General features: G+C 40.0%; 22 protein-coding genes. 8 read left to right on the top strand and 14 right to left on the bottom strand.

Annotated elements, in window-relative coordinates; all coding sequences use genetic code 11:
* Nucleotides 1-156 precede the first annotated feature (156 nt).
* Entirely contained in the window at nt 157-1,119 is a 963-nt protein-coding gene (locus ACTB1O_RS04215; protein ID WP_462993892.1) for a hypothetical protein, read from the top strand.
* A gap of 99 nt (nt 1,120-1,218) precedes the next feature.
* The gene (locus tag ACTB1O_RS04210; protein WP_462993891.1) at nt 1,219-2,877 is read left to right on the top strand and encodes an ABC1 kinase family protein; all 1,659 of its coding nucleotides are present in this window, start codon (nt 1,219-1,221) and stop codon (nt 2,875-2,877) included.
* 165 nt (nt 2,878-3,042) lie between these two features.
* On the opposite strand, the gene ACTB1O_RS04205 is transcribed toward ACTB1O_RS04210, so the two are convergent.
* Nucleotides 3,043-3,531 carry a hypothetical protein gene (locus tag ACTB1O_RS04205; protein ID WP_462993890.1) on the bottom strand — a complete coding sequence of 163 codons (489 nt, stop codon included), beginning with the start codon at nt 3,529-3,531 and terminating at the stop codon, nt 3,043-3,045.
* Between the two features lie 300 nt (nt 3,532-3,831).
* Here ACTB1O_RS04205 and ACTB1O_RS04200 point away from each other — a divergent pair, with 300 nt between their 5' ends.
* The 4 genes from ACTB1O_RS04200 to ACTB1O_RS04185 all read left to right on the top strand — a co-directional run bounded on the left by ACTB1O_RS04200 (nt 3,832) and on the right by ACTB1O_RS04185 (nt 7,264).
* A complete protein-coding gene (locus tag ACTB1O_RS04200; RefSeq protein WP_462993889.1) occupies nt 3,832-4,764 on the top strand; it encodes a response regulator in 933 nt (310 codons plus the stop codon).
* A gap of 244 nt (nt 4,765-5,008) precedes the next feature.
* Nucleotides 5,009-5,938, top strand: coding sequence for a PAS domain S-box protein (locus ACTB1O_RS04195; protein ID WP_462993888.1), 930 nt, complete (start codon nt 5,009-5,011; stop codon nt 5,936-5,938).
* Between the two features lie 3 nt (nt 5,939-5,941).
* Nucleotides 5,942-6,565: a response regulator gene (locus ACTB1O_RS04190; RefSeq protein WP_462993887.1), complete on the top strand. Its 624-nt coding sequence runs from the start codon at nt 5,942-5,944 to the stop codon at nt 6,563-6,565.
* A 153-nt stretch (nt 6,566-6,718) separates the two neighbouring features.
* Nucleotides 6,719-7,264 (top strand): hypothetical protein, encoded by a 546-nt coding sequence (locus ACTB1O_RS04185; RefSeq protein ID WP_462993886.1) that lies wholly within the window; start codon nt 6,719-6,721, stop codon nt 7,262-7,264.
* An 85-nt stretch (nt 7,265-7,349) separates the two neighbouring features.
* Here the strand turns inward: ACTB1O_RS04185 and ACTB1O_RS04180 are convergent, their stop codons facing one another.
* The 6 genes from ACTB1O_RS04180 to ACTB1O_RS04155 form a co-directional block, all read right to left on the bottom strand.
* On the bottom strand, nt 7,350-7,919 hold the full coding sequence (locus ACTB1O_RS04180) for a DUF7504 family protein (protein ID WP_462993885.1): 570 nt from the start codon (nt 7,917-7,919) through the stop codon (nt 7,350-7,352).
* Nucleotides 7,920-7,931: 12 nt separating this feature from the next.
* A complete protein-coding gene (locus ACTB1O_RS04175) occupies nt 7,932-9,092 on the bottom strand; it encodes a PAS domain S-box protein (protein WP_462993884.1) in 1,161 nt (386 codons plus the stop codon).
* A 136-nt stretch (nt 9,093-9,228) separates the two neighbouring features.
* Entirely contained in the window at nt 9,229-10,389 is a 1,161-nt protein-coding gene (locus ACTB1O_RS04170; protein ID WP_462993883.1) for a PAS domain S-box protein, read from the bottom strand.
* A 135-nt stretch (nt 10,390-10,524) separates the two neighbouring features.
* Nucleotides 10,525-12,030 carry an MBL fold metallo-hydrolase gene (locus ACTB1O_RS04165; protein WP_462993882.1) on the bottom strand — a complete coding sequence of 502 codons (1,506 nt, stop codon included), beginning with the start codon at nt 12,028-12,030 and terminating at the stop codon, nt 10,525-10,527.
* Nucleotides 12,031-12,035: 5 nt separating this feature from the next.
* Nucleotides 12,036-12,797, bottom strand: coding sequence for a class I SAM-dependent methyltransferase (locus ACTB1O_RS04160; RefSeq protein ID WP_462993881.1), 762 nt, complete (start codon nt 12,795-12,797; stop codon nt 12,036-12,038).
* A 219-nt stretch (nt 12,798-13,016) separates the two neighbouring features.
* The gene (locus tag ACTB1O_RS04155) at nt 13,017-13,592 is read right to left on the bottom strand and encodes a hypothetical protein (protein WP_462993880.1); all 576 of its coding nucleotides are present in this window, start codon (nt 13,590-13,592) and stop codon (nt 13,017-13,019) included.
* Nucleotides 13,593-13,839: 247 nt separating this feature from the next.
* On the opposite strand from ACTB1O_RS04155, the gene ACTB1O_RS04150 reads away from it, so the two are divergent.
* Both ACTB1O_RS04150 and ACTB1O_RS04145 read left to right on the top strand, forming a co-directional pair.
* Nucleotides 13,840-15,366 carry an SLC13 family permease gene (locus tag ACTB1O_RS04150; RefSeq protein WP_462993879.1) on the top strand — a complete coding sequence of 509 codons (1,527 nt, stop codon included), beginning with the start codon at nt 13,840-13,842 and terminating at the stop codon, nt 15,364-15,366.
* Nucleotides 15,367-15,516: 150 nt separating this feature from the next.
* The gene (locus ACTB1O_RS04145) at nt 15,517-16,203 is read left to right on the top strand and encodes a hypothetical protein (protein WP_462993878.1); all 687 of its coding nucleotides are present in this window, start codon (nt 15,517-15,519) and stop codon (nt 16,201-16,203) included.
* Between the two features lie 7 nt (nt 16,204-16,210).
* Here ACTB1O_RS04145 and ACTB1O_RS04140 read toward each other — a convergent pair whose 3' ends face one another.
* The 7 genes from ACTB1O_RS04140 to ACTB1O_RS04110 all read right to left on the bottom strand — a co-directional run bounded on the left by ACTB1O_RS04140 (nt 16,211) and on the right by ACTB1O_RS04110 (nt 23,071).
* Nucleotides 16,211-16,588 (bottom strand): hypothetical protein, encoded by a 378-nt coding sequence (locus ACTB1O_RS04140; protein WP_462993877.1) that lies wholly within the window; start codon nt 16,586-16,588, stop codon nt 16,211-16,213.
* Nucleotides 16,589-16,619: 31 nt separating this feature from the next.
* On the bottom strand, nt 16,620-17,270 hold the full coding sequence (locus ACTB1O_RS04135; RefSeq protein ID WP_462993876.1) for a hypothetical protein: 651 nt from the start codon (nt 17,268-17,270) through the stop codon (nt 16,620-16,622).
* A 91-nt stretch (nt 17,271-17,361) separates the two neighbouring features.
* Nucleotides 17,362-18,291: a cupin domain-containing protein gene (locus ACTB1O_RS04130; RefSeq protein ID WP_462993875.1), complete on the bottom strand. Its 930-nt coding sequence runs from the start codon at nt 18,289-18,291 to the stop codon at nt 17,362-17,364.
* Nucleotides 18,292-18,499: 208 nt separating this feature from the next.
* A complete protein-coding gene (gene mch / locus ACTB1O_RS04125) occupies nt 18,500-19,447 on the bottom strand; it encodes a methenyltetrahydromethanopterin cyclohydrolase (RefSeq protein ID WP_462993874.1) in 948 nt (315 codons plus the stop codon).
* Between the two features lie 72 nt (nt 19,448-19,519).
* Entirely contained in the window at nt 19,520-20,644 is a 1,125-nt protein-coding gene (locus tag ACTB1O_RS04120; protein ID WP_462993873.1) for an ORC1-type DNA replication protein, read from the bottom strand.
* Between the two features lie 322 nt (nt 20,645-20,966).
* Nucleotides 20,967-22,133, bottom strand: a complete 1,167-nt coding sequence (locus ACTB1O_RS04115) for a cofactor-independent phosphoglycerate mutase (protein WP_462993872.1) — start codon at nt 22,131-22,133, stop codon at nt 20,967-20,969.
* On the bottom strand, nt 22,130-23,071 hold the full coding sequence (locus ACTB1O_RS04110) for an NAD-dependent epimerase/dehydratase family protein (protein ID WP_462993871.1): 942 nt from the start codon (nt 23,069-23,071) through the stop codon (nt 22,130-22,132). The genes ACTB1O_RS04115 and ACTB1O_RS04110 overlap by 4 nt, the downstream gene beginning before the upstream one ends.
* Between the last annotated feature and the right edge of the window lie 389 nt (nt 23,072-23,460).

The following is a 23,460-nucleotide window of genomic DNA, read 5'->3' as shown; positions in this document are numbered from 1 at the left end:
TCGCAATGGTCTCTTCCGCATCGGAAAAAAACTGATAATTTACACTAAAATTCGCTTTAGGCAAAGTTATTTTAATTATAACTCCTTTAAGACGATTATAGTTATACCGGAAAAAAATCTCTTGGATTTTATCCGGACAGAACAGGAGTTAAAAAAATGGAGAAAAGATATATTTTAATTGCAGGGGTTTTCATTGCATTATTTATTGTATGCTGCCCTGTATCTGCCCAGACGGGCACATATGCAAAAGGAGACACTGTGACAATCAGCGGCACTGCAACAGGAAGTCCGCAGCAGGGGCTTGCATTCTGGGTTTTTGGTCCGAATTACTGGACAAGAGAGACTCAGAGCGTATCAGGCGATAAATACATTTATGAAATTTCGGGAAGCGTTACTGATAATCTGGCCGCAGGTCAGTATTTCTGTATAGTCCAGCACCCGATGTACAACGGTGTTTTTGATGCAGATCTTTCCGGCATAACGCCTTCAGGGCAGACACTGGTGGAATCCACTGCAGGCCAGTCCTTTATAATTGACGGTTCCGGAAAACTTCAGGGAAGTTCTGCTGCACATGCACTTATGAACATGCTTGACTCTCCTGATATTGACGATACATATACTGTCACTGAATTTTTAATAACAGATCCCTGGATTCGCTTTACACCAAAAGAGACATATTATGCAGGTGATATGCTTCTGATATCGGGACAGACAAATATCGCTGCAGGTGAGAGGCTTTTATATGAACTTTATTCCGCCTCATTTGCACCAACAACAAAGAGCAGTTCATCTGAATTTTCAGGGAATTCCGGTTATACTACAGTTATTCCTGCATATCCGGACAATACCTGGGAAATACCTCTTGACACAACCGGCATGAAACCTGATGTTTATCTCTTTAAAATTTCAAGGGAAGATGGAAAAGCTGCGTATTCTGCGGAATTTACCCTTGCAGAAGAGAGACCTGCTGCAACAGAGGTTTACACACAGACACCTCAGATGACCAAATCCCCGGTGTCTGAAACAGAAAAGCCGACTCCTGCAGCAGGAACGGACGGGATTCTAGTAATGCTGTCTCTGATATCAGCATTTATAATTCTGATCTTAAAAAAGACCTAAATTTAAAAATCACATAATTTTTTTGCTATCTGTTTTGCTATTTGTCATAAGAGATACTTCAAGACTATTTTATTACCATGAAAGACATAGAATCCTCATATGGTTACAAAGCTGAAACGCTACGGCCAGATCGCTGATGTTGCGGCTAAATATGGTTTTGGTATTTTTCTTGATGAAATTGATCCTGATGCAACCAGAAGAAAGAAACTTTTTAAAAAATCCATTCCTGACAGCCGTTCAATATATGAAAGAATGCGGCTTGCAATGGAGGAGCTTGGTCCTACTGCTGTCAAGTTCGGGCAGATGATTGCATCCAAGACTGAGACACTGCCGCCGGAGATGATTGAAGAGCTTAAAAAGCTGCATGATCATGTTGCCCCTGTGCCTTTTGAGGATCTGCGTCCTACAATTGAGGAGTTCTGCGGCTCTGTTGACGAGACGTTTCAATATTTTGAAAAGACGCCTATTGCCGCCGCCTCAATCGGACAGGTTCATCGTGCCATTTTAAAGGACGGAACAATTGTCGCAATAAAGGTTCAGCGTCCGGATATCTCTGATAAGATAGAGGCCGACACTGTAATTATAGAAAATATGGCCCGCAGGTTTGAGAAGGTAAATCCCACTCTCAAATCATTAAACCTCTCCGGAATGGTTGATGAATTCACAAAGATGATGAAGAGGGAGCTGGATTATATCGCTGAGGGAAAGAATGCGGATATATTCAGGAGAAACTTCCATGACAGGCCAAATATAAAATTTCCAAAGATATACTGGGAGTATTCCGGCTCAAGACTCCTGATGATGGAGTTTATTGAGGGAATAAGGGTCGATGATATAGAGGGAATAAAGATACTGGGGTATGACCCGAAAGTCTATGCCGACTGGGGATTTGAGACATACCTAAAGATGATATTTGAAGACGGCTTCTTCCATATAGACCCTCATCCCGGAAATCTCATAGTCACAATAGACGGAAAGCTTGCATTTATTGATCTCGGTGCAATTGCGGTAATACGGCCTGAAAGAAGACACACTTTCCTAAAACTGCTTCTTTCAATCGTTGATGTTGATGTTGACATGATAATTGATTCATTCAAAAAGCTCGGTGTCAGAATCGATGACGATGATCTGGATGATATTAAGGATCAGCTCTATTATGCACTCTTTGATACCGAAGGTTTTGAGATATCCTCCGTTGATGCCGGCAGTGCCTTAGATTCCATACCAAAGGTGTTAAATCAGTATCACATACAGATTCCCAGCACGCTGATGTCACTTTTAAAAGTCATTATGATGGTTATCGGAATGGGCCAGACCTTAAACCCGAAGTTTAACTTCTACGACAAGACAAAGCCCTACCTGACCGAAGTCATAAAAATGCAGTATTTCTCACCGTCAAGCTTCAAAAAGACCTCCCATACCTTAATGGACAGCATGGACAGTATCATGAAGCTCCCGAAAATATTCAACAGGACAATGAATAAATGGGCGGCGGGAAAGCTTCAGATCGATATCGTTGCAAAGGATGTTGAGAAATTATCAGAAACTATCGAGAAGGCGACAGACAAGATGATAATGGGAATTGTCGCATCCGCACTTGTAATCGGCGCTTCAATAGTGATGTATTCGGCAGATTTCGAATTCTCCAGCTGGATTATGTATTTTACCATGATAATTTACGTTTCAGCATTTTTGATAGGGCTTGCAACACTTGGCAGGGTTTTGTTCTTTGATCCGGCCAAAAAGAAAAAATACTGATTTTTTGAGTAAAAATCCAATATTATTATCTCTTTTTGAGGCAGAAATCCTGTAATAATATTTCAGGAGATTTTTTGAGAAATAAGAATTCTGGCGTATATTATGCACTGAACTCTGGCTCGGGATATATTTCGATAAAAAAGAAAATTTATCCTGAATTCTCCTCTATTCTTCAAAAAGCCTTTTTGGGAGACCTTTTAGAACTCTTTTCTCTTCAAACTTTATCTCAGGGGCAAAAAGTTTCAGATCAAAAAACAGGCTTCCCCTGACAATTACAGTAAGATCGCCTGTAAGGAAATTTGCCGCAGCGTATACAAGGGACCTGTTTTTAACAGATACAGGAATTTCAAACAGATTTTCACGTGATTTCTCAATCTTAATTGCATTCTCCTCTCCCTTTCCCATAAATTCCTCATGTCCGTCTTCTGTGAGTCTGAATATGGAAAAGTTCACTTTTTTTATCGTCGCATCAACCGGCAGCGGGTTTTTAACTGCTATTTTTACTGAAAGAGTGGTATTTTCTGGTTTTACATCAGTAAGAAATACATCTTTTATCAAAACTGCCGGCTCTTTTTCCTCGTTCATATAATCTGAGTCTTTGGTTTTTTTGTTGATTACAGTTTTGGCGTTATCTGCAGGTGCACATAGATTCAAAAAAAAATCAGGAATGCTAAAAATTCTTTAAATCTTTCTTTAAGGGCATTTGTCAGTAAATGAAAGGTAATTAATTTCAGCCATTTAAAAAGATTTAAATATATTAATAAAAAAGGATTATTTACAGTGAATATATCTGCATGAAATGTTATTTAATCTGATAAAAAAAGTGCAGTGTGTTTTTCTGTATCCCGGGGGGTTATTTTATGTCTGAAATAAATATTTACACTGTAGATTTCATCATCAGTCGTATTTTTGGTTTTATTTATTTCAGTGAATCTGTTGGAGGTACATCTTTTTATGGCTGATGCCAAGGTTTTAATCGTCGAAGACGAGGTCATCGTTGCAATGGGACTTGAAAGATCTCTTGGATCGTTTGGCTACGACGTTGTGGGTCTTGCAACAAAAGGTGAAGATGCTGTCAGAATGGCAGGCGAACTTATGCCTGACCTTGCCTTAATAGACATAAATCTCGAGGATGAAATAGATGGAATCAATGTTGCTGAAAGAATCGGAGAGAACTGGGATATTCCTATAGTCTATCTCACATCTTATACAGGAGATGAAACCCTTTCGCGTGCAATGGAGACAAATCCATATGGTTATCTGACAAAACCTGCACGTCCCAGGGAGATATACACGACAATAGAGACCGTTCTTCAGAAACACCGTGCAATAAAGGCTGAAAGAGCAATTGAATCCGGAGAAAAAAAGTTTCATGCCGTATTTGATTCTCTTCCCTTCCCTGCATGTGTAATCTCTGTAGAGGAGGATAATTCTCCCGGTAATTTTGTGGATGTAAATGAAAATTTCCTGAGTATTTCCGGTATTAAACAATCTGCAATTAACTCAGTAAAACCGGGTCTGATATTTGGGGAGGATCTGCCCGGTGCTGTACTGGAAGCTGCAAAATCTCAGATTTTAGAGTATTCTGCTGTTTTCAGGATGTCTGATGATAATTTCCTCAAAGGAATGGCAGTGATTAACAGGGCGGATTATGAAAAGAAAAAACAGGTAGTCATCATATTTATTCCGGAAGATAAGACCTCAGATAAAAAGACAGGCAATCCTGAAAAAAAAGTTTCAGATTCAACAAAGTCCTTAATAGATCTGATAAAACAGCCGCTTTCTGCAATTGTTGCAATATCAGGGTTAAAAGGGGGTATGGAGCTTGAGGAGATATCACGCAACGCTGAAAAAATACAGAATATAATAACCGAATTTGAGAAATAATGTCATTAATGGTTAATCTAAAATAGTGGAAAAAATTCATATAATTAAATCAAAAACCGGGTATTTGTGGACATTTTGTCCCAATATGTTCAATATGGGCCTTAATATGAACACTTCGGTCATTAAAATCTGACTGACGGATTTCAAATGATTGTATCAGAAAAGAGGGTATATACAGCCAGAAATACAGGTTTTGGCCTTATATATTCTTTATGTTCTGATTATAACATGGAGACTAACAAAATTGACTTCTAAATCATGGGAAAAGAAATATCTCGGACTTATAATGAGTTATGACAAAAATTCAGTCTACATATTTTTGCTTTTTTTAATGTTCGGAATGTTTTTTTGGATTGTTGACAGTCTGATCTCGGATTATTATCTCTCAGGCAGTTTTTTGGTTCTTAATTCAGAAGGTCAGACTGCTGCATTCAATCCATTGATTGCTTCAGGATATGCTTTTTTTGTAAGGGTACTGTTCTTTCTGGCATGTGTTGCATCCGGAATCCTGGTTGCCGGTCATATGGAAAGGGAGAGCAGGATGCGGTCTGCACTGGAGGAGAGTGAAAGAAAGTTTCGGACAATCTCAGAGAGAATATCTGATCTGATCTTTGTTCTGGATGAGAATTTAGAAATTATATATATAAATCCTGCAGTAAAAGCTGTTCTGGGCTATTCTCAGGAGGAAATTTTAGAAAAAAAGCCTTACGAAGATGCGTATTCCATAAACTTTGAGCTTTTGAAAAATGAAACGGGAAATTTTTTAAACGAGAAATCAGGGTATAAGGTTACGCTAAAACTGAGGCGCAGTGATAATAATTTCTCACTGATTGAATTTACAGGTTTTTGTGATTTGGGAGGCAAAAGGAAGATATGCTATCTTATTGGAAAGGATATAACAGATGATGTTGATTCAAGGGAACGTGAAAAAGCTGCATTGGAACAGATAAATCACAATCTGGGTCAGCTTGCGGTTTTAAATGATCATATTAGAAATCCGCTCACTGTTATTGTTGCATATGCTGATATATTGGAAGGGACAGAATCCAAAGCAATAATTGAACAGGCATATGAAATAGACAGTATCATCAAAAAACTGGATATCGGATGGCTTGAATCTGCAAAAATACGCGATTTTCTTGTAAAACACTATAATATTACAAAAGAGGTGTGATCTATGGAGAAGATAATGATTGTGGACGATACAAGAGTTCTCACCAATCTTTACTGCAATTTCCTTGGCAAACTGGGATATGAATCCTCCGGTGCCTATGACGGATTAGAATGCTTGGAAAAGCTCTCCTGCGAAAAGCCTGATCTGATACTTCTTGATATTATGATGGAGCCTGTTGACGGCTGGAAAACTCTGGAAATGATAAAAGAAAACCCGGAGACTGAAGGCATTCCTGTTGTAATGATGACTGCAAAAGCGCCGGTTCCAAATGATTTCGTTGATTACGGGACTCTTATTGACGGCTATGTAATGAAGCCGGTAAAACCGTCCGAACTTCAAAGCATAATTAATATGGTAATCGACCGGAGAAGAAAGGCAGCAGAATCTATGATTCTGGCAAAGGCGGCCGGTGCATGTGATGAAAAGCAGAGGAGGCTCTTTGATCTTTATATACAGGAGGATGTTCTTATGAGACTCCGGGAACTGTTGTATAATACTTATTCTGTCCAGGGCAACGTGAAAAATTTTGGAAATATGTTTGAGAAAGAATTAAACTCAATATTTTGCAGTCTTGAAAATATGCAGAAAGAGCTTAAGTCCCTTAAAACTGAGATGGGACTTCTATAACAGTTTTACTTAGAATTCATATTTTTTCTGATAATTTTTTATACCAAAAATATCCGGATTATGTTATTCCGGAGTGTAATTTTAGAAATACTATTTTTTATTATCAGGGGCTATGTCTAAATCAGGAATATAAATTTAAAGGAGATGTGTTTTATGGAAAATAAGGAGACCGAAAGAGAACTTTTTGAATATATGAGAGGTCTTGGGGATAAGATGCCGCCTGTTTCAGGAAATATAGGGCATCTTATTGCATCAATGCTTATCGGATACAGAACAGGCCTTTATGACAGGGCAATAGGAAGGGCGGATAAAATAATCGGAAAGCTTGAGGGAGATGAGGCTAAAAAATCCCTTAAATGTTCTGTTGAGATAATAAGGAGTCATTCAATAGAGCTTTTGCCATCGCAGAAGTCTATAAGATCAGAGTTTAACTGGGAGGGGGGGGATCCGACAAAGACTTACGGATATGAAGAACCTGAAGAGACAGAATGCAGATTTTCAGGCGATGATGAGAAATATTATGCAATCAGGCTTAAAAAAGAGGATACTGTCATTACTCAGGAGTTTGAGCGTGACAATGCACTTATTCTTGCATACGCATGTGCATATCTCTCATCTCCGGAGGACAGACTCCCTCTTGAAGAACAGGTACTAAGCTATATCCTGCAGAGAATGGAATTTTACCGGAAGAACAATTGATTACCCAAAAAATATTTTTATAAGAAAACCGCTCTGCGGTTTTCTGTCCAGGCATGCGAAGACTTTGTCTCTCTCATCATTTGTATCAGATTTCAGGATTATTTTCTTTATCCATATCTACTACCTTATCTGTAAATGTCATGAGTTGTGACATTATTGCAGGGTCAAGACTGCTTTCTGCGGCAAGGTAGATTCCTGAAAGGTCAAGAATTCTTAGTTTGTTCGTTACAAAATGTATAAATTTGGTTATGTTATTTGACGGAAGATAGATCAGCATTGCATTTATGGAATCTATCAGGATGTAGGGTTTTTTGTTTTCTATCTCTTTTAATGTCTCTGTAACCGCTATTGAAAGAGAGGTGAGATCGCCGGGATTGTTTAAAAATCTGCATCCCGGGATAGTTTCATCTGCCTTTCCCATCGCATATTTTGTAATTGCATCAACAAAGGTTACTTTTTCCAGATCTATCCCTTTTATTTTATAAAGTTCGCAGAGATACTGCGCCGGCTGATTGATTGTAATTATAATTACATCATTGCCCTCTTCGGTGATCTTTTTTATAAGCGCAACATTATTGTCTTTCAGCCTGGCAGGAGGGGAGAGATAAAGGCAGATCTCTGCCTTATTTGGGTTTTTGTCTGATTCTAAAGTCATGTGAATACCTGCCTATCGTGAAATAAATTTCCTGTAAGAATCAGGAATTTCACTTCTTTTCTCTACAATTGCGATATTTAGATCTCTCAGGTTTTTAATAATCTGGTCAATATTTTTTACCTGAATATCAATTCTTGTTGTTATGCTCTCTTTTGAAATTATATCTTCAACGATATCTTCTTTAATCTGTATTATATTGTCCCTGACAATTATTACAGGTTCTTTTATTCTTAATGCCGACTCGGTTATATATGCCAAAAGAGCCTCATAACTTTCCTGTTTGTAAATTGCATTTCCTATAATTCCGGCAGCTGCTCCCAGTGCGTCTATCTCTGCATCAGTCCATTCCCGGTCCTCTCTTGTCTCGTCAAGGCCGACAAAACCCCACCATCTGTCGTTTAAAAATATCGGGGTTATTACAGATGTTCTGACACCGAGAAGTTCCATATTTTTTCTCTCTTCCTCCTCAACAGTGTTAATATCCGCAAAGATAATCTTCCCTTTTTCAAGCTGCTTCTGCCAGCGTAAAACCCCTGCCTTTTTATATGATAATCCCTGCATACGTTTGTTTGTTATCTGGGCTGCGTCTGTTTCATAAGACCATTCAAATCTCTCATTCATCAGGATATCGCCTGTTTTCTCATCAACCGAGTTTTCAAAACAGAATATTCTTGCAACTTTTGAGGCCTCTCCGAGGGTCTTTAGCACATCAGGCATCACTTTGGTCCATGAATCAGATGTTAAAAAATTGTTTGATGCATAGTTTATTGCCTCTAAAATTGCATCACGCCTTAAAAGCGCCTGGGTGATTCTCTTTTTGTCTGTAATGTTGAGAACTGTGATAACAATAAATTTGTTTTCAGGTTCAAATGAGAATGTTGCGGCTACATTAATCAGACTTTCATCTTTTCTGATAAGTCTGAATTCATGAATTGATACATCAGAGGCAACTCCTTTTGAAACATCCTTAAAAACCTCCTTTAAACGGAGGAGTTCTTCGGGAAAAACAAGAGAATCCACTCTGACGGTTTTTTCCATCTCCTCAGAAGGATATCCTGAAAGATCACAGAATGTTTTGTTTGCAGCAAGAATATTGCCTTTTTCATCCGCAAGTATAAGGCCTGTTTTTGCATGTTCAAATATTATTTTATATATATTTACTGAACTGCTCATATGAGTCTATAAGTATTTCAAGCATAAATAGTTGTTTTTTGAAAAAAAACATCCCCACATCAGGGGAGAGAGAAAAAGGCAGATCTGTGTCCCTTGCGGTCTTTTAGCTGAACACATTTGTTATGTATAACTTATCTTAACGGGAGATGAAATTTCTGTAAGCCTCAGGGATTTCACTTCTCTTCTCAACAATTGATATATTTAACTCTCTTAAATTTTCAATAATCTGGTCGATATTTTTCACCTGAACGTCTATTCTTGCCGTTATGCTTTCAGGTGATAAGACATCCTCGGAAATATCTGTTTTAATCCGTGAAATATTGTCCCTGACGATTATTACAGGTTCTTTTATTCTTAATGCCGACTCGGTTATATATGCAATAAGAGCCTCGTAACTTTCCTGTTTGTAAATTGCATTTCCTATAATTCCGGCCGCCGCCCCGAGTGCGTCTATCTCTGCATCAGTCCATTCCCGGTCCTCTCTTGTCTCGTCAAGGCCGACAAAACCCCACCACCGGTCGTTTAAAAATATCGGGGTTATTACAGATGTTCTGACACCGAGTTTCTCCATATTTTTTCTCTCCTTTTCCTCAACAGTGTTAATATCCGCAAAGACAATCTTCCCTTTTTCAAGCTGTTTCTGCCAGCGTAAAACTCCCGCTTTTTTATATGAAAGCCCCTGCATGCTTTCATTCGTTATCTGGGCGGCCTCTTTTTCATATGCCCATTCGAATCTCTCATTCATCAGGATATCGCCTGTTTTCTCATCAACCGAGTTTTCAAAACAGAAGATTCTTGCAACCTTTGAGGCCTCTCCGAGAGTTTTTAGTACATCAGGCATCACATCAGTCCATGATTCTGTCTTTAAAAACTGGTTGGATGCATAGTTTATTGCCTCTAAAATTGCATCACGTCTTAATAGTGACCGGGTAATTTTCTTTTTGTCTGTAATGTTGAGAATTGTAATAATAATAAATCCTTTTTCAGGTGCAAAAGAAAATGTTGCAGCTACATCAATCAGACTTTCATCTTTACTGAGAAGCCTGAATTCATGAATTAAATCATGAGTGACAGATCTTTCAGAAGCATTTTTAAAGATATCTGTTATACGGGGTAAATCCTTAGGAAATACAAGAGACTTTATTCTGACGGCTTTTTTCATCTCCTCAGGAAGATATCCTGAAAGATCACAGAATGCTTTGTTTGCAGCAATAACACTGCCTTTTTCATCCACAAGTATAAGGCCCGTTTTTGCATGCTCAAAGATTATTTTATATATATCTGTTGAACCGCTCATAGATGTCTATAAGGAATATAGTTATATAAAAAGATACTCGAAAAATGACTCTGATAATTTTTTACCGGTTATAATGCCAGAATTTCATATAAGTAGCGGAAAAATTAAAAAAACCACTAAATACACATTCCTGTTTCAGGAATGTGTATAGTGTTCAACTTCACCATAAGTTTCTGTCTTTCCTTCCCTGTTAAGTATGGAGACTGTCCCGTGTCCTCCGCAGATAAGACATTTTTTGCCGGTTTCTTCCTCATAATGCCTTACTATGTCCATAATTCCCTTTCTTTCCTCTCTTGCCAGTTCGGAATCTACATTTACCGATGTCACAAGGAAGTCTGCAATTGAGTTGTATCTGCAGCGTTCTTCTGTGAAACTTGAAAAGTTCATCAGGCTGTCAGCGGTAAATAAAAGCCCTGCTTCGTGACAGAATACTATGAGCTGGCCGAACTGGTGCCCCCCCATGCTTAAAAGGATTTCAAAGGACAGACCGCCTATTGGAATCTTTGACAGGATCGGAAATCCGCTGATCATCTCTGTGGAGGATTCCGGAAAGAGACGTATGTTCTCTTCTTTCGGAGGATTCCAGTGCGAGAACAGGGCAATCATTGTAGTGTAAACCTTTTCAAGTATTGATTTTTCACTTCTGGATCCCCATGCACGGTTTCCACATTTTATTATCTCAGGAGTTGCGGGATGCATATAGGCAGGAACATCGTATGCACCGCCGGCACCACAGTGATCCGCATCCCCGTGGGTTATAATGATAAATGAAAGTTTTTTCTCCACATCAAGACCGTAATACGAGAACATCTTCTTTGCGTCATCGGTATATATTCCGTAACCTGTGTCAATCATAACAATTTCATCAGGTGTATCAAAGATGAATATGCTGCCTCCGCCGGGCATCTGGAAGCAGAAGAGTGTCAGATTATGATTTATCCGGATTTCCTGGACATCTGCATAAAAACCGTTTCCTGTTGTTGAATTTAAAAATTCACCACATTTGATATAATTCTCAAAGACCTCATGGGGATTTTCGCCGAGTTTTGTCAGTTCCTGGACTGTGTGATTTATGTCCTTTAAAAAGTCCATCAAAAGCTGTTCATCGTCATCCTGGAGGAACTGTCTTAACTGGCGGGCAAACCTGACATAAAATACTGTTTTGTCAAGATTGGTGCCGGTTGTATCATAATCAATAATATCTATTCTGTAATGGTTCTTTAAAGAATCAAGAAGTTTTTCTGCCCTGTGCTCCTCTTCAAGATTCATACTGACAAAAACAGTCTCCGGAAAACTCCCGGTATCATCAAAATCAATAGATCCTATATATGCCCCGGCATCAGATGCTATCTCTAAAAATTTCGCCAGTGCGCCTGACTCGTGTGGCAGATTGACGCTGAATCTCAGGAAAGGGAGACTTTTTAGTGAATTTCTGAGGTAGCCTATTGATGAAAGTTTTTCTTTAATTTTTTCATATTCATCTTCCGTGCATGTAACCTCAAAGAAAGCAGTCTGGGAATCTATCTGCCTGTCATAGTGTATTCTGTTTATATTTCCATTGAGTTCTGTTATTATGCCTGCAGCAAGGTTGAGTGCTGCCGGTTTGTTTGGAATATAGGCAACAAATGAGTATTGGTTCATAAAAATCACTGAGCAGGTATCTCAATTTCCGGCACAATCAGATACATTGCCCACCCGATATATTCCCTTCCATACGCAAGATATTCTTCCTGTATTCTTCTGAAATAGCTGAGAATGTCGTTGTATCCCTGATGTTCCCTGTTATCCTCATTTAACAGCCAGTCCTGACAGCTTCTCCAGATTCCTGATTCATATCTGTCCCAGTCATCGTTGTCTGCTCTGATAACTGATTTAAGATCATAACCCTGATCTCTGATGATCTGAAGAATCTCATATTCTGTGAGAATTTCAGGCCACTGGCGGCAGAATTCAGGCGCAACCGAGTCTTTTTTCCAGTAACGCTCTCCGATAATTATGGATCCTTTCTCTTTTATAAATCCGGACAATGCACTTAGACTCTCTTCAAATCCTCCCCAGATCTGTGAAGAACCAAGGCCAACTGCGAAGTCATATTTTTCTGCCTCGTCTGTTTCATATTCCAAGGCATCAGCAAAGAATATTGAAATTTTTTCGGAAAGGCCAAGTTCATCTATTGTCATACACGCCGTCTGGCACGCGTCCTCTCTGATATCTATTCCCACACCTGATATTCCAAATGTTTCGCCCCAGAGTCCAAGAATTGTCCCGTTGCCGCATCCGAAATCGATAAGAGAGGCATCTTCCGACATCCCTGCGATCTCACCCATATATGCTGCTTTTTTAAGGCTTAGGGGATTCATTATGCTTAAAGAACCCTGCGAAACAGATACTATGTCACGAAATTCCATTATATACCGCCATAATTTTTAAAACTGAATATCATTATATGAATTTTTAATTCTGTATTATTCATTTGATGCTTTATGGCATCTAACTTATGGTTGAAAAATTAAAACCGGAATTTTTTAATTCTGCCTGTGGCAGGGTAAAAGTTTGTTTTCATTCTCAGGGTGTCCTGAATATATTTTTAGTATGAAATGAGTGCAAAAATAATTGTATTTATAAAATTATAATTTGGTTTTTGTCAGAAATTCCCTGTAATTATCCGGTATATTTTTGTCGTTTTCGACAATATTTTTGTTGAGTTCCTGAATATTGTCTAAAATATGTGAGGCATTTTTTATCTGAATGCCAAGGATTATCTTCAGATTCTCATCCTCTATCTTCTCAGAGGCAGATTCCAGATTCTTCTTTATTTCAGAGGCAGGATTTGCAACCCGCATCGCAATTTCACTTATGTATGCTATAAGTGCATGATGCTCTTTTTCTGTGTTATATGATAATTCTCCCACAACGACTGCAACAAGCACTAACATCATACCTCTGATAAGAGATTCGGAATCAACTCCCCCTGTCAGAATAAGTGTGTTTGATATTGTCATAATTGCGAGTAATACTCCCAGTACAGCTACTTTCCTGCCATACCAGAAACCTGCAAATGCTATTAATACATAAAAAAAATTTGTATATATTATTGTTATGCCAAGGTACAGGTGAACAAAATATTCCAGAAATATTGAAAATAATACTACAAATCCCCATATTGTTGTTTTTATATTAAAATCATGCCCCATTATCTGCATATTATACATCACCCCTGAGTTAACTGAAATTATCTCAATCTTTTAGTAAAAAAGTCTTCCCTTCCGACATTCAGTTTTCAAAAAATGATTACTCATGATTAAGTATTTTTTTATCAGAGTTCACGTTTCAAAAATATATTTGATGAATAGAGGCAGTTTCCTCAGTTTTTATTTGGAAAAAAGCTCAATTGATGCTTTTTTTTAAAAAGGAATATAATTATACCTAAAAGATCAAAATATACAAATTATGAAGAAAACACTGGGCAGGTATATCGGGATTATTGTTTTTCTTTTGATACTCATAATTCCCGTTGACCCGTCCGCGTTTCCGGTTGACGCAAAATTTGTCGCTGCTGCCACTATGCTTATGGTTATCTGGTGGATAACCGAGGCAATTCCTATTCAGGCAACAGCACTTCTGCCGGTAGTTTTATTTCCGCTTCTTGGTGTTTTAACACCTGCAGAGGCCTGTGCTCCATATGCGGACAAAATAATATTTTTGTTTATGGGCGGATTCATGATTGCGATGTCTATGCAGAGATGGGGGCTGCATGAAAGAATTGCATTATATATAATTGACAGAGTGGGAACGTCTCCGAGAATGCTGATACTTGGTTTTATGGTTGCAACCGCGTTTCTCTCAATGTGGATATCAAACACTGCAACCGCAATGATGATGATTCCGATTGCAATTGCAATCATCGCAACTATCCTTCCACGGGCAGGTGCAGGACTTGATGATTTAAGTAAAGAGCACCGGGATTTTGCAGAATGTCTTGTAATATCAATAGCATATGCTGCCACAATCGGTGGCCTTGCAACAATTATCGGGACTCCTCCAAACGGCATATTTGTAGCCCAGATGGAGACAATATTCCCTGCTGCTCCCTCAATAGACTTTTTTACATGGATGAAGTTTGCACTGCCGCTTGCATGTGTTCTTCTGCCTCTTGCCTGGCTCTGGCTGACATACGGTCCTTACAAAAATCTCCCTGAAAAAATTGCGGGTGGAAAGGAGATAATCCGCGGGAAGTTAAAGGACCTTGGTGATATGGGAAATGGTGAGAAGTGGACCCTGATGATATTTGTGCTGACTGCCACTGCATGGGTAATGAGGTCTGAAAAGCATATCGGGGACATAATAATCCCCGGAATCACCACATATCTTCCGTTTGTTGACGACTCCACAATCGCAATTGCAGGAGCGGTTTTACTCTTTTTACTTCCTGTGGATCGTGAGAAGGGAATTTATACGATGAGCTGGGAATGGGCAAAAAAGATTCCCTGGGGCATTCTAATTCTCTTTGGAGGGGGAATCTGCCTTTCAACTGCATTTATAAAAAGCGGTCTTGCAAATGTCATAATGGGATATATGACTGTTCTGCATGGTCTTCCGATTATTGTTGCAGTTTTAGTTGTTGCAATAATTGTCTCGTGCTTAACCGAGGTTACATCAAACACTGCAATGGCATCTGTTATGATGCCGATTATGGCCGTGACATCTGTCAGTATGGGAATCCATCCGTATTTCCTGATGCTGACAGCAGCGTTTGCATGTTCCATGGCGTTTATGCTTCCTGTGGCAACACCTCCGAATGCTGTTGCATATGGTTCGGGATATGTAACTATGAGAGATATGATAAGAACAGGATGGGTTCTGAATATGATTGGAATTGTAATTCTGACAATATTCATGTTTACAGTTATCACCTGGGCTCTCGGATTTACAATGGAAATGCCTGCGTGGGCGTTTGAGCCTGCGACAGGTATCTGAGAATCCATAATTTTTTTATGAAAAGGGCAGTATTATTTTCATCAGACAGTGCCTGAAGCGTTAGTTTCATATAATTTTTCAGAAAAGTTTTTTTTTCACACTTCTTTATGCCTCAAAATTAATATGATCCTAAACCTATTATTCTACAACATGCCCAGAGAGAATATAATACCGGGCGGTCTTGAAGGCGAAGGGGTAGAGGGACATAAAAAGAAGTTCCCTGGAAAACCGGCCCCTGAGTCACGTGAATATGAAGGCCGAAAAGAAGAGAGCAGCGATCCTTTTGATACAGGATTTGGCTCTGCAAAACAGGAGACAAAAACACAGGCAAAAAAATCAGGAAACACAACCAAAGATATATTTGAGACTGATTTTGGCTCTGCACGCTCAAAAAAGGGATATGAAGAAAGTTCATCTATAGGCAGTGACTCGGATATTTTTTCGAACGGATTTGGATCAAAGGATGCCGGATGGATGTCGGGCAGAGGGAGAAAAGCGGCAGAAAAACCTAAGGAATATCTGTCTGATGTAAAAAGAGAATCTGGTGCCGGGAAAAAGGAGAGCGGGGATATATTTGAAACCGCTATTGCCTCACATCCCCTTGAGACAGGTGATGAAAAGGCAGCGGCGGTTGTGGCAGATGGTGATAAGAAAAAAGAGGATAAAGATCCTCTCTACACAGGATATGGTTATACTGACCAGAGAAAACCGGAAAGTTCCCCTCCAAAATCTCCGTTAAAATCCGTTCATGAAAATGTTGGCTCTTCAAAAAAGACAGAAGAAAAAAAGATAAAAAAAATCTTTTATGATGACGACGATGACGATCTCTTCAGCTAAGAATATTTTATGGTTCCGGCCTGAAATATTCAATATCGTGGATATCTTCCACAAAAATCTCTTTTTTACCGTTGTAAACAGAAACAACACCTGTAACTTTGATTCTGTCACCTCCGTTTATTGCATCTTTTAGACTGGCACCGTCTGCGACAAATATAATTGGTCCGTCTGCCTCTATTACAAGGTGTCCGCCGGTTTTTGTTTCAGATATTGTTGTTACAATTCCATCGTAAAATACAAAACTCCCTTCCTCTGAAATATTTTGATATTCTGAGGCGAAGGATGATTTATCTGCCTGCGATAAAAAAATATGTGATGTAAGAATCACTGCAAGGACTAAAATGAGCATTATGAGTGCAAAACGCTCTTCTTTTCCAAAAAACATCTCTTAATTCTCCGGTTACTTAAGCAGTTGCTTAAACATAAAGTTCTACAATTCTGTTTTTAGTTATCTGGGGGGGTACAACCAGGTTCACATCGTGTGGCATCTCTGCCTGAGGTGTAACTGTGACTGAGAATTTTCCGTATGCAGGAACATTTGTCTGTGGATATACAATTATTGTGAAGACTTCGTTTGGCTCAAGTATGATGTCGCTGTCTGCCGAAGCAAGAGGTATAATGTTTGATTTATCTGCAATAGTCCATGAAGGGCTTGTAAGCGGGTCGTTTTCAGAGTATGACAGCTCCTCTGTAATCCCTTTGTATTTAAAAATCATTTTTGCTTTGTTCATGTCAACAGCGGCAGTCTGGCCTGTTAAAATTTTTAAGGGTATTGCACAGCTTCCCATATCTGAACTCTTCTGGTTCTCTGATTTCAGATTAATACTGAGAAATATGCCGCTGATATCCTGTGCACCGTAGGATATCCCGTCAACCACAAGAAGGTCATTTGATTCACCTAGTGCAAAACCGACAATTCCTCCGTTATCACCATGACTTCCGCTATAGTCCGGCATAAGTGCATTAAATACCACACTTCCGAAGATGTATATAAAAATGCACAGAACAGCAATGGAGATGATAATCTCAAGTCCTGTCATTGCCTCATTTCTGTTCCGGTTTTGCATGATATACAATCATATATACCTGATAATATAATCTTGGATTTTCTGAATTTACATGAAAAAGTGTATGAAACATTAGTTTCAGGAACGTTTTTTAACTAAAAACCGATGAATCAATGGATTCACTGTATGCCGGATCTGTTATTGTCAGATATATGAGTTTGTTATTTCCGGTGTTTTCAAGACTCTGGTACGCACCGGGGGGGATGTATGCCGTATCGCCTTTTTCCACAGGCATTGTTTTTTTGTTTACGTGAAGATAGCCTTCTCCGGATATAATATACATAACCTCGGTTGTGCCCTCAAGTATGTGGGGTTTTGTCAGGCCACTCTTTGGAATTACGGCCTTTGCGATTCCTATGCCGAATGTTGTATCAATTCCCTGATTTTTAAGGATTTCTGGGTCTAAAATACTGTATATCCTGACATCCTCAAAAAAGATCTGCTCTGTTGTATTGATTGCGGCTATAAAAACTGCATTATCTGTATTATTTTCCGGGCCGGAGTCTTCACCCTGAATTATCTCATTTTCCTCTTTGTAGGGGGGATATGTGACTGAAAGATATACAAGTTCTTCCTGTCCGGAATTTAAAATCCCCTGTGCGGCATTTTCCGGGATAAAGAGTGTGTCTCCTGCTGTAAGATTGTGTAATTTTTCGTTTACCTTCGCTTTTGCACTTCCGGATATGATGTATACCGTCTCTGTTGTATCTTTAAGGCAGTGGAGGGGAGTCTCTTCTCCTGCCGGTATCAGTATCCTGGACATTTCATAATTTATCTGCGGGTACTGGCTCAGATCTCTTAAAATTTCCGGAGATAAGATATTTTCAACGATTGTGTTCTCAAACACGTGAATTTTCAGTCTGTTCTCCTCTCCTGTTACAAAAAAACCTGAATCGGATATTATAACGCCGCTATCAGAGTCTGTACTGTTATAACTGCTGTTTTCTGTCTGAATACAGCCTGTCGCAGCAACTATTAATATGAGAAAAAATACCGGTGCAGGGCGGAGAAAATTCATCATCAGAATTTTAATCTGATTTAATATTAAATATGCCGGATGGGTGTTGTTCTGTCCTTTTTTTTTATTGGAAACATTGGGCATACAAAAGTGCATATCATTTGATAATGATAGTTTCAAAAAAAGCCCTGTTTAAAAAAATCTGCATAATTTTCCGGAAATTTCCGGTTATTATACATCTTTGGCAGAATTTTCTGCCTGTTTTTCTGGTTTATAGTAATCCGAATGATTTCAGTGTTACATCGGGATTTACTGCCCCGGCACGGTAAACCTTTCCTTCAGAGAGTTCGTTTATGATAACCTCAGCCGGAGAGAAGAGTGATGTGTCAATCTTATAGAAGTCAAAGTCTGCTGCCTTGAATGTGTCATAGAACGGCTCGCCGTATGAGCTTGACTTGTTGGACGGAATCTTGTCTAAGTAGTCGACAATCTCAGGTGCATTCATTGTAAGGTAAATCTGACCGTGGTAGATTGTTGCATCGTTTGTGCATCCCATTGCCTGTGTTGAGTCTTTTTTGACCGGCGGGATTGGTGCTGTACCCATCGCGGACTCGATCTTTTTGGTGTCAAATCCAAGTTCGTTTAACTTGTAGATTGCTGTTTCAACACAGCGTCCTGCAACCTGAACAGAACCTACGATGGATGCTGTCGGTGCAACAACCGCACAGACATTTCCGACATCCACCTTGCATTTATCTGCAATTGTCTGCATTACTTCTGCGTTTGGAAGTTTGTCGGATTCAAGGCAGATTACAGCGTAATCTGACTCATCTTCGTAATCGATTACCTCGAATGTGTGCTTTGGCATAAGGGAGAGTGCACGGGCAGGGCCGCTTCCCATTGCAAAGAAGCCGGCTTCATTTACAGTCCACCCGGCTTTCTGTGAACCGAGGCATGAGATTGCCGGGAAATCTGTGTTTACATCTATGAACGGAAGTGGAACACCTTTAATCTGTCCGTTTCTGAATGTGACCTCTCCAAGTCCTCCCATACAGATTTCTGTAAAGCGTTTACCTGCAAGGTAGCCGCCTCTTGTACTTACACCGCAGTCAACCATGCGGGCGCCGTTGTCGAGCTGGTGGAATTCCACATTGTAGTCTTCCGGATATTCTGCAAGTTCCTCGAAGATATCAAGGGCAAGTTCATTAACACTAATCATGAGAGTATTCTCCTAAAATATTAATGAACAAACAAAATAGATAAGTATTGTTAATTCTCGCACGGGGCGTATTTAAGGCAGAATCGCAATTATACGGTCAGGATCGTAGCGGAGGGTAATCACTCTCGTTCTGCCTTTTCCCTCTCTGTAATTAAGATTTATAAGTCTCATGGAATCAAGCTTTTTTATCATCTCATAGTAGCGGGTGTAACCGGTTTCGGTTGTTTTCTTTACCTCTTCAAAAACAAGACCGGCACTCATCTCCTTCTCTTCAAGTGCCATTTCTGCAAGAGTCTTTAGGAGTAATTTTTCGTCATCGCTGAGGGTTTTTACAGTATGGGAGAGGTGGATGTACTTTGAAACGAGATATGCGCGGCAGATATCATCCTCTTTTATCTCACGCCTTGCATCCATCTCGGCGTTTAAGGCCGAGCGCTTCAGAAGATCGATACCGACCCTTAAATCCCCGCTCTTCATAGTCTGTTCGACTATGAGTTCAAGCATTGCGTTGCTTAAAACACCGGGGTATAAACCCTGCATAACACGCTCTTTTAGAATCTCAAAGACCTCTGTTTCGTCGTAAGGGGCGAAGTATATTTCAGACGGTCTGAAGACAGACGAGACTCTCTGGTCGACCTCCTGCATGAGATCGACGTTCATATCCGATATTATGGTAATAACACCGATTCGAACCCCCTCATTTGCCTCATGCGATCTCAGGAGTGTGTACAGAACCTTGTTTATCTCTTTTTCATAGAGGAGATAGTTTGCATCGTCAAGGCAGACTAATAAAACCGCCTCTTTTTCACTGACGAGTTTGCAGACCATGTCAAAGAGATTTTTAAAAGAAGTTCCTGATGCGGGCGGAGGGCGGCTTGTGAGTTTTTTGTATATCTGCGAGAATATTGCGAATTTTGTATTGTCTATCTGGCAGTTTACATATACGGGTATCAGTTTTTTTGTCTTCTCTTCAATCTCACCAAAGAGTTTTTTGATACTTGTTGTCTTCCCTGTGCCCGGGAGTCCGCGGCAGATTGTGTTTAAGGGTCTTGCCCCTTTCATCCCCGGCTTTACATTGAATGCAAGCTCTCTTATCTGGCTGTCACGGTGATTGAACTGCTCCGGAATGTAGTCTATCTCAAATACCTCGACGTCGCGGAAGAGGGTTTCATCCCACATGAGCAGGTCCTTTTTCATGTAAGAATTTTATTGCCCTGAATTGTATTAATTTATATCATTGGCAGTGTTCTTTTAAAAATCAGGCAAATAGAAGTATATATCTGAAAAAAAGGGATTTTTGCCGGATTCATCCAAAAAATTGTGATTGGGATTACAATTTTTCAGAGCTCTCATCCGGAATATCTTCTTGTAATGTTGGTTACAAAATAAGTAGTAACAACTTGTCTGTAATTTAAGGGCAGATGATGAAAGTTACCCCCACTGAAAAGTTTCTTTTGTGATGAAGCAGGGTACTGATGCCTTTAAAAATAGAAAAGCGGGTTTAATTTTTATTATTTTTTCAGCGTTTCTTTCCAAACAGAATATTCAAAAAGTCCTTTGCCTCTATTGTTTTAAATCCGCCGTGTTCTTCTGCCTCTTTTTCAGAGTAGCAGCAGCAACCGTCAGTTCCGAGTCCTAAAATTGCGAATGGCACAGGATCAGATGTATGCGTCTTTAATGCCACAGGTGTCGGATGATCGGGGAGTACTGCGATGCAGGCGTCAGTATTTTCAAGAATTGTTCCGATTACCTCATCGAGCCGCTCAATAGCGAGAACTTTCTCCTCAATACTTCCGAGATGTCCTGCCTCATCAGGTGCTTCGACGTGCATATACACAAAATCAACCTTTTTTAAGGCATCTATTGCGTATTTTGCCTTTGCGGCGTAGTCGGTGTCTAAGTATCCTGTTGCGCCCGGGACTGTAATTATCTCCATTCCTGCGCATTTTGCGATTCCGTTCAGAAGATCTACTGCTGATATCATGCCGCCGGAGACTCCGTATTTTTCCCGGAAATTTTCAAGAGCAGGCTTTTTTCCTCCGCTCCACGGCCAGATCTGTGTTGCCGGCTTTTTCCCTTCGGCGATACGTTTTTTGTTCACATGGCTTTTGGCAAAAACTTCCCTGCTTATCTCAATACACTTTAAAAGACTCTCTGCATCGCCGCCTTTCGGAAGATATTCTGTGATATCCTCATCCACGATGTCATGCGGAGGTTTGGTCTCCGCACCTTTTCCTTTAGGGACAACGAGCAGGTTTCTGTAGCTTATTCCGGAATATCCTTTTGCAAAGCCTTTTATTTTTTCGTTTAACTCCCCGAATAGTTCTGCTCCTTCTTCGGATGTGATATGCCCTGCCGAGAAGTCTGCCATAATTTTGTTCTCAACGGTTACAAGATTGCAGCGGTATGCGATATCATCATCTTTTATATCCAGCCCCATGCTTACCGCCTCTAACGGCCCTCTTCCGGTGTAGCAGTCCTTTGGTTCATATCCAAGGACTGAGAGATTTGCGATATCACTTCCCGGCTCAAAACCGGGAGGGACTGTTTTTAGCATTCCGCACTTTCCTTCCCGTGCAATTTTGTCCATATTCGGCGTCTTTGCATATTCAAGGGGTGTTTTACCGCCCAGCTCATCGCAGGGCCAGTCCGCCATTCCGTCTCCGAGGATTAATATATATTTCATGATTTCAGCTCCTCTATGAGAGTTGCGACTGCAAGTCTCACCGACTCTTCAGAGGTCGTTTCAGGAATCCATCCGAGTTTTTTAAGTTTGTCTACCGAAAGCTGCATCTTCGGGACATCCCCGACCCAGCCGCGGTCCCCTCCGGTGTATCTGAAAACAACGTCAGTGAGGCCGGACTCTGAGACAACAATCTCTGCAAGCTCTGTTACCGATATCCAGTCTTCTGATCCGATATTGAAGAAGTTGAAATAATTATTTGAGTTTTCGGTTGCATACAAAACCGCATCAATGCATGCCCCTACCGAAAAATAAGACTTCGACTGTTTCCCGTCGCCAAGAATCTCAAGCTCTTTTGGGTTGTCCTTTAATTTATGAACAAAATCCCAGATTACGCCGTGATTGCTTCTTTTACCTATGATGTTTGCAAACCGGAATACCCATGCAGTCATACCGAATGTTGCGGCATAGGATGATATCATAGCCTCTGCGGCAAGTTTTGTTCCGGCATATATCGATATTGGTATCATAGGTGAGTAGTCTTCAGGTGTCGGGATGACCTCAGCCTCGCCGTAGACTGTCGATGTCGATGTGAATACAATCTCTTTAACGCCGTGCTCCCTCATCGCCTCTAAAACATTTATTGTGGCTGTCACGTTGCTCTCATAGACCGGTTTCGGGACGCCGGCACTTGCTCTTACATCAGGGTCTGCTGCCAGGTGATATACCCTGTCAGCGCCTGAAAAACTCTTCTGCCATCCTGAAGAGAGAAGTGAGGCCTTTAAAAATTCGACCTTCCCGCTGTCCATATGCTCTTTTATATTGTCGGTGTTTCCTGCGGAGAGATTGTCTATTACAAGGACCTTATCCCCCTTTTTAACAAGGGCGTCGACAAGGTTTGACCCGATAAATCCGGCACCGCCGGTAACTATTGAGAACATAATTATTACTCTGTTTGTCTTTCTGGGCTTTTGATTTTATGGAAAAGTTGCACCGGCAGGAAGATCTCCCCAATCATCTCCGGAGGCTTCGATGTCTTCCCTTGTTACTTTTTTCAGTTATTTCTGCATGGTCTCACCTAAGTCTGATGATGTTTTCCAGCTGTTCGTTTTGTGTCGTTTAGAAAATCCGTGGGAATTCGGGTCTAACTAAAAAAATTTAAAAATCTCGGTCGTTACTTTTCCCGGCATTTTAAAACGCACAAATATTCTGTCTGTTTTGTGGCATTTAAAGTTTAAGGGGGGAGTTTGGATGTGAGAACAATTTCATAAAATATATAGAAAATTTTTAGAAACCCTTGACCTTATTTTTTTATTCGCACACAGATTCA

It is taken from the genome of Methanomicrobium sp. (assembly GCF_055145805.1).
The sequence above is the reverse complement of the archived record's forward strand: the minus strand, read 5'-3'. Positions and strand labels throughout refer to the sequence as shown.

Bases quoted from the DNA above. Each gene is read 5' to 3' on its own strand.
- ACTB1O_RS04190 (WP_462993887.1), top strand. From the start codon at position 5,942: ATGGAGAAGATAATGATTGTGGACGATACAAGAGTTCTCACCAATCTT.
- ACTB1O_RS04165 (WP_462993882.1), bottom strand. From the start codon at position 12,030: ATGAACCAATACTCATTTGTTGCCTATATTCCAAACAAACCGGCAGCA.
- ACTB1O_RS04155 (WP_462993880.1), bottom strand. From the start codon at position 13,592: ATGCAGATAATGGGGCATGATTTTAATATAAAAACAACAATATGGGGA.
- ACTB1O_RS04170 (WP_462993883.1), bottom strand. From the start codon at position 10,389: ATGAGCGGTTCAACAGATATATATAAAATAATCTTTGAGCATGCAAAA.
- ACTB1O_RS04200 (WP_462993889.1), top strand. From the start codon at position 3,832: ATGGCTGATGCCAAGGTTTTAATCGTCGAAGACGAGGTCATCGTTGCA.
- ACTB1O_RS04115 (WP_462993872.1), bottom strand. From the start codon at position 22,133: ATGAAATATATATTAATCCTCGGAGACGGAATGGCGGACTGGCCCTGC.
- ACTB1O_RS04140 (WP_462993877.1), bottom strand. From the start codon at position 16,588: ATGTTTTTTGGAAAAGAAGAGCGTTTTGCACTCATAATGCTCATTTTA.
- ACTB1O_RS04215 (WP_462993892.1), top strand. From the start codon at position 157: ATGGAGAAAAGATATATTTTAATTGCAGGGGTTTTCATTGCATTATTT.
- ACTB1O_RS04145 (WP_462993878.1), top strand. From the start codon at position 15,517: ATGCCCAGAGAGAATATAATACCGGGCGGTCTTGAAGGCGAAGGGGTA.
- mch (WP_462993874.1), bottom strand. From the start codon at position 19,447: ATGATTAGTGTTAATGAACTTGCCCTTGATATCTTCGAGGAACTTGCA.
- ACTB1O_RS04185 (WP_462993886.1), top strand. From the start codon at position 6,719: ATGGAAAATAAGGAGACCGAAAGAGAACTTTTTGAATATATGAGAGGT.
- ACTB1O_RS04120 (WP_462993873.1), bottom strand. From the start codon at position 20,644: ATGAAAAAGGACCTGCTCATGTGGGATGAAACCCTCTTCCGCGACGTC.
- ACTB1O_RS04160 (WP_462993881.1), bottom strand. From the start codon at position 12,797: ATGGAATTTCGTGACATAGTATCTGTTTCGCAGGGTTCTTTAAGCATA.
- ACTB1O_RS04135 (WP_462993876.1), bottom strand. From the start codon at position 17,270: ATGCAAAACCGGAACAGAAATGAGGCAATGACAGGACTTGAGATTATC.
- ACTB1O_RS04210 (WP_462993891.1), top strand. From the start codon at position 1,219: ATGGTTACAAAGCTGAAACGCTACGGCCAGATCGCTGATGTTGCGGCT.
- ACTB1O_RS04175 (WP_462993884.1), bottom strand. From the start codon at position 9,092: ATGAGCAGTTCAGTAAATATATATAAAATAATATTTGAACATGCAAAA.
- ACTB1O_RS04110 (WP_462993871.1), bottom strand. From the start codon at position 23,071: ATGTTCTCAATAGTTACCGGCGGTGCCGGATTTATCGGGTCAAACCTT.
- ACTB1O_RS04130 (WP_462993875.1), bottom strand. From the start codon at position 18,291: ATGATGAATTTTCTCCGCCCTGCACCGGTATTTTTTCTCATATTAATA.
- ACTB1O_RS04180 (WP_462993885.1), bottom strand. From the start codon at position 7,919: ATGACTTTAGAATCAGACAAAAACCCAAATAAGGCAGAGATCTGCCTT.
- ACTB1O_RS04150 (WP_462993879.1), top strand. From the start codon at position 13,840: ATGAAGAAAACACTGGGCAGGTATATCGGGATTATTGTTTTTCTTTTG.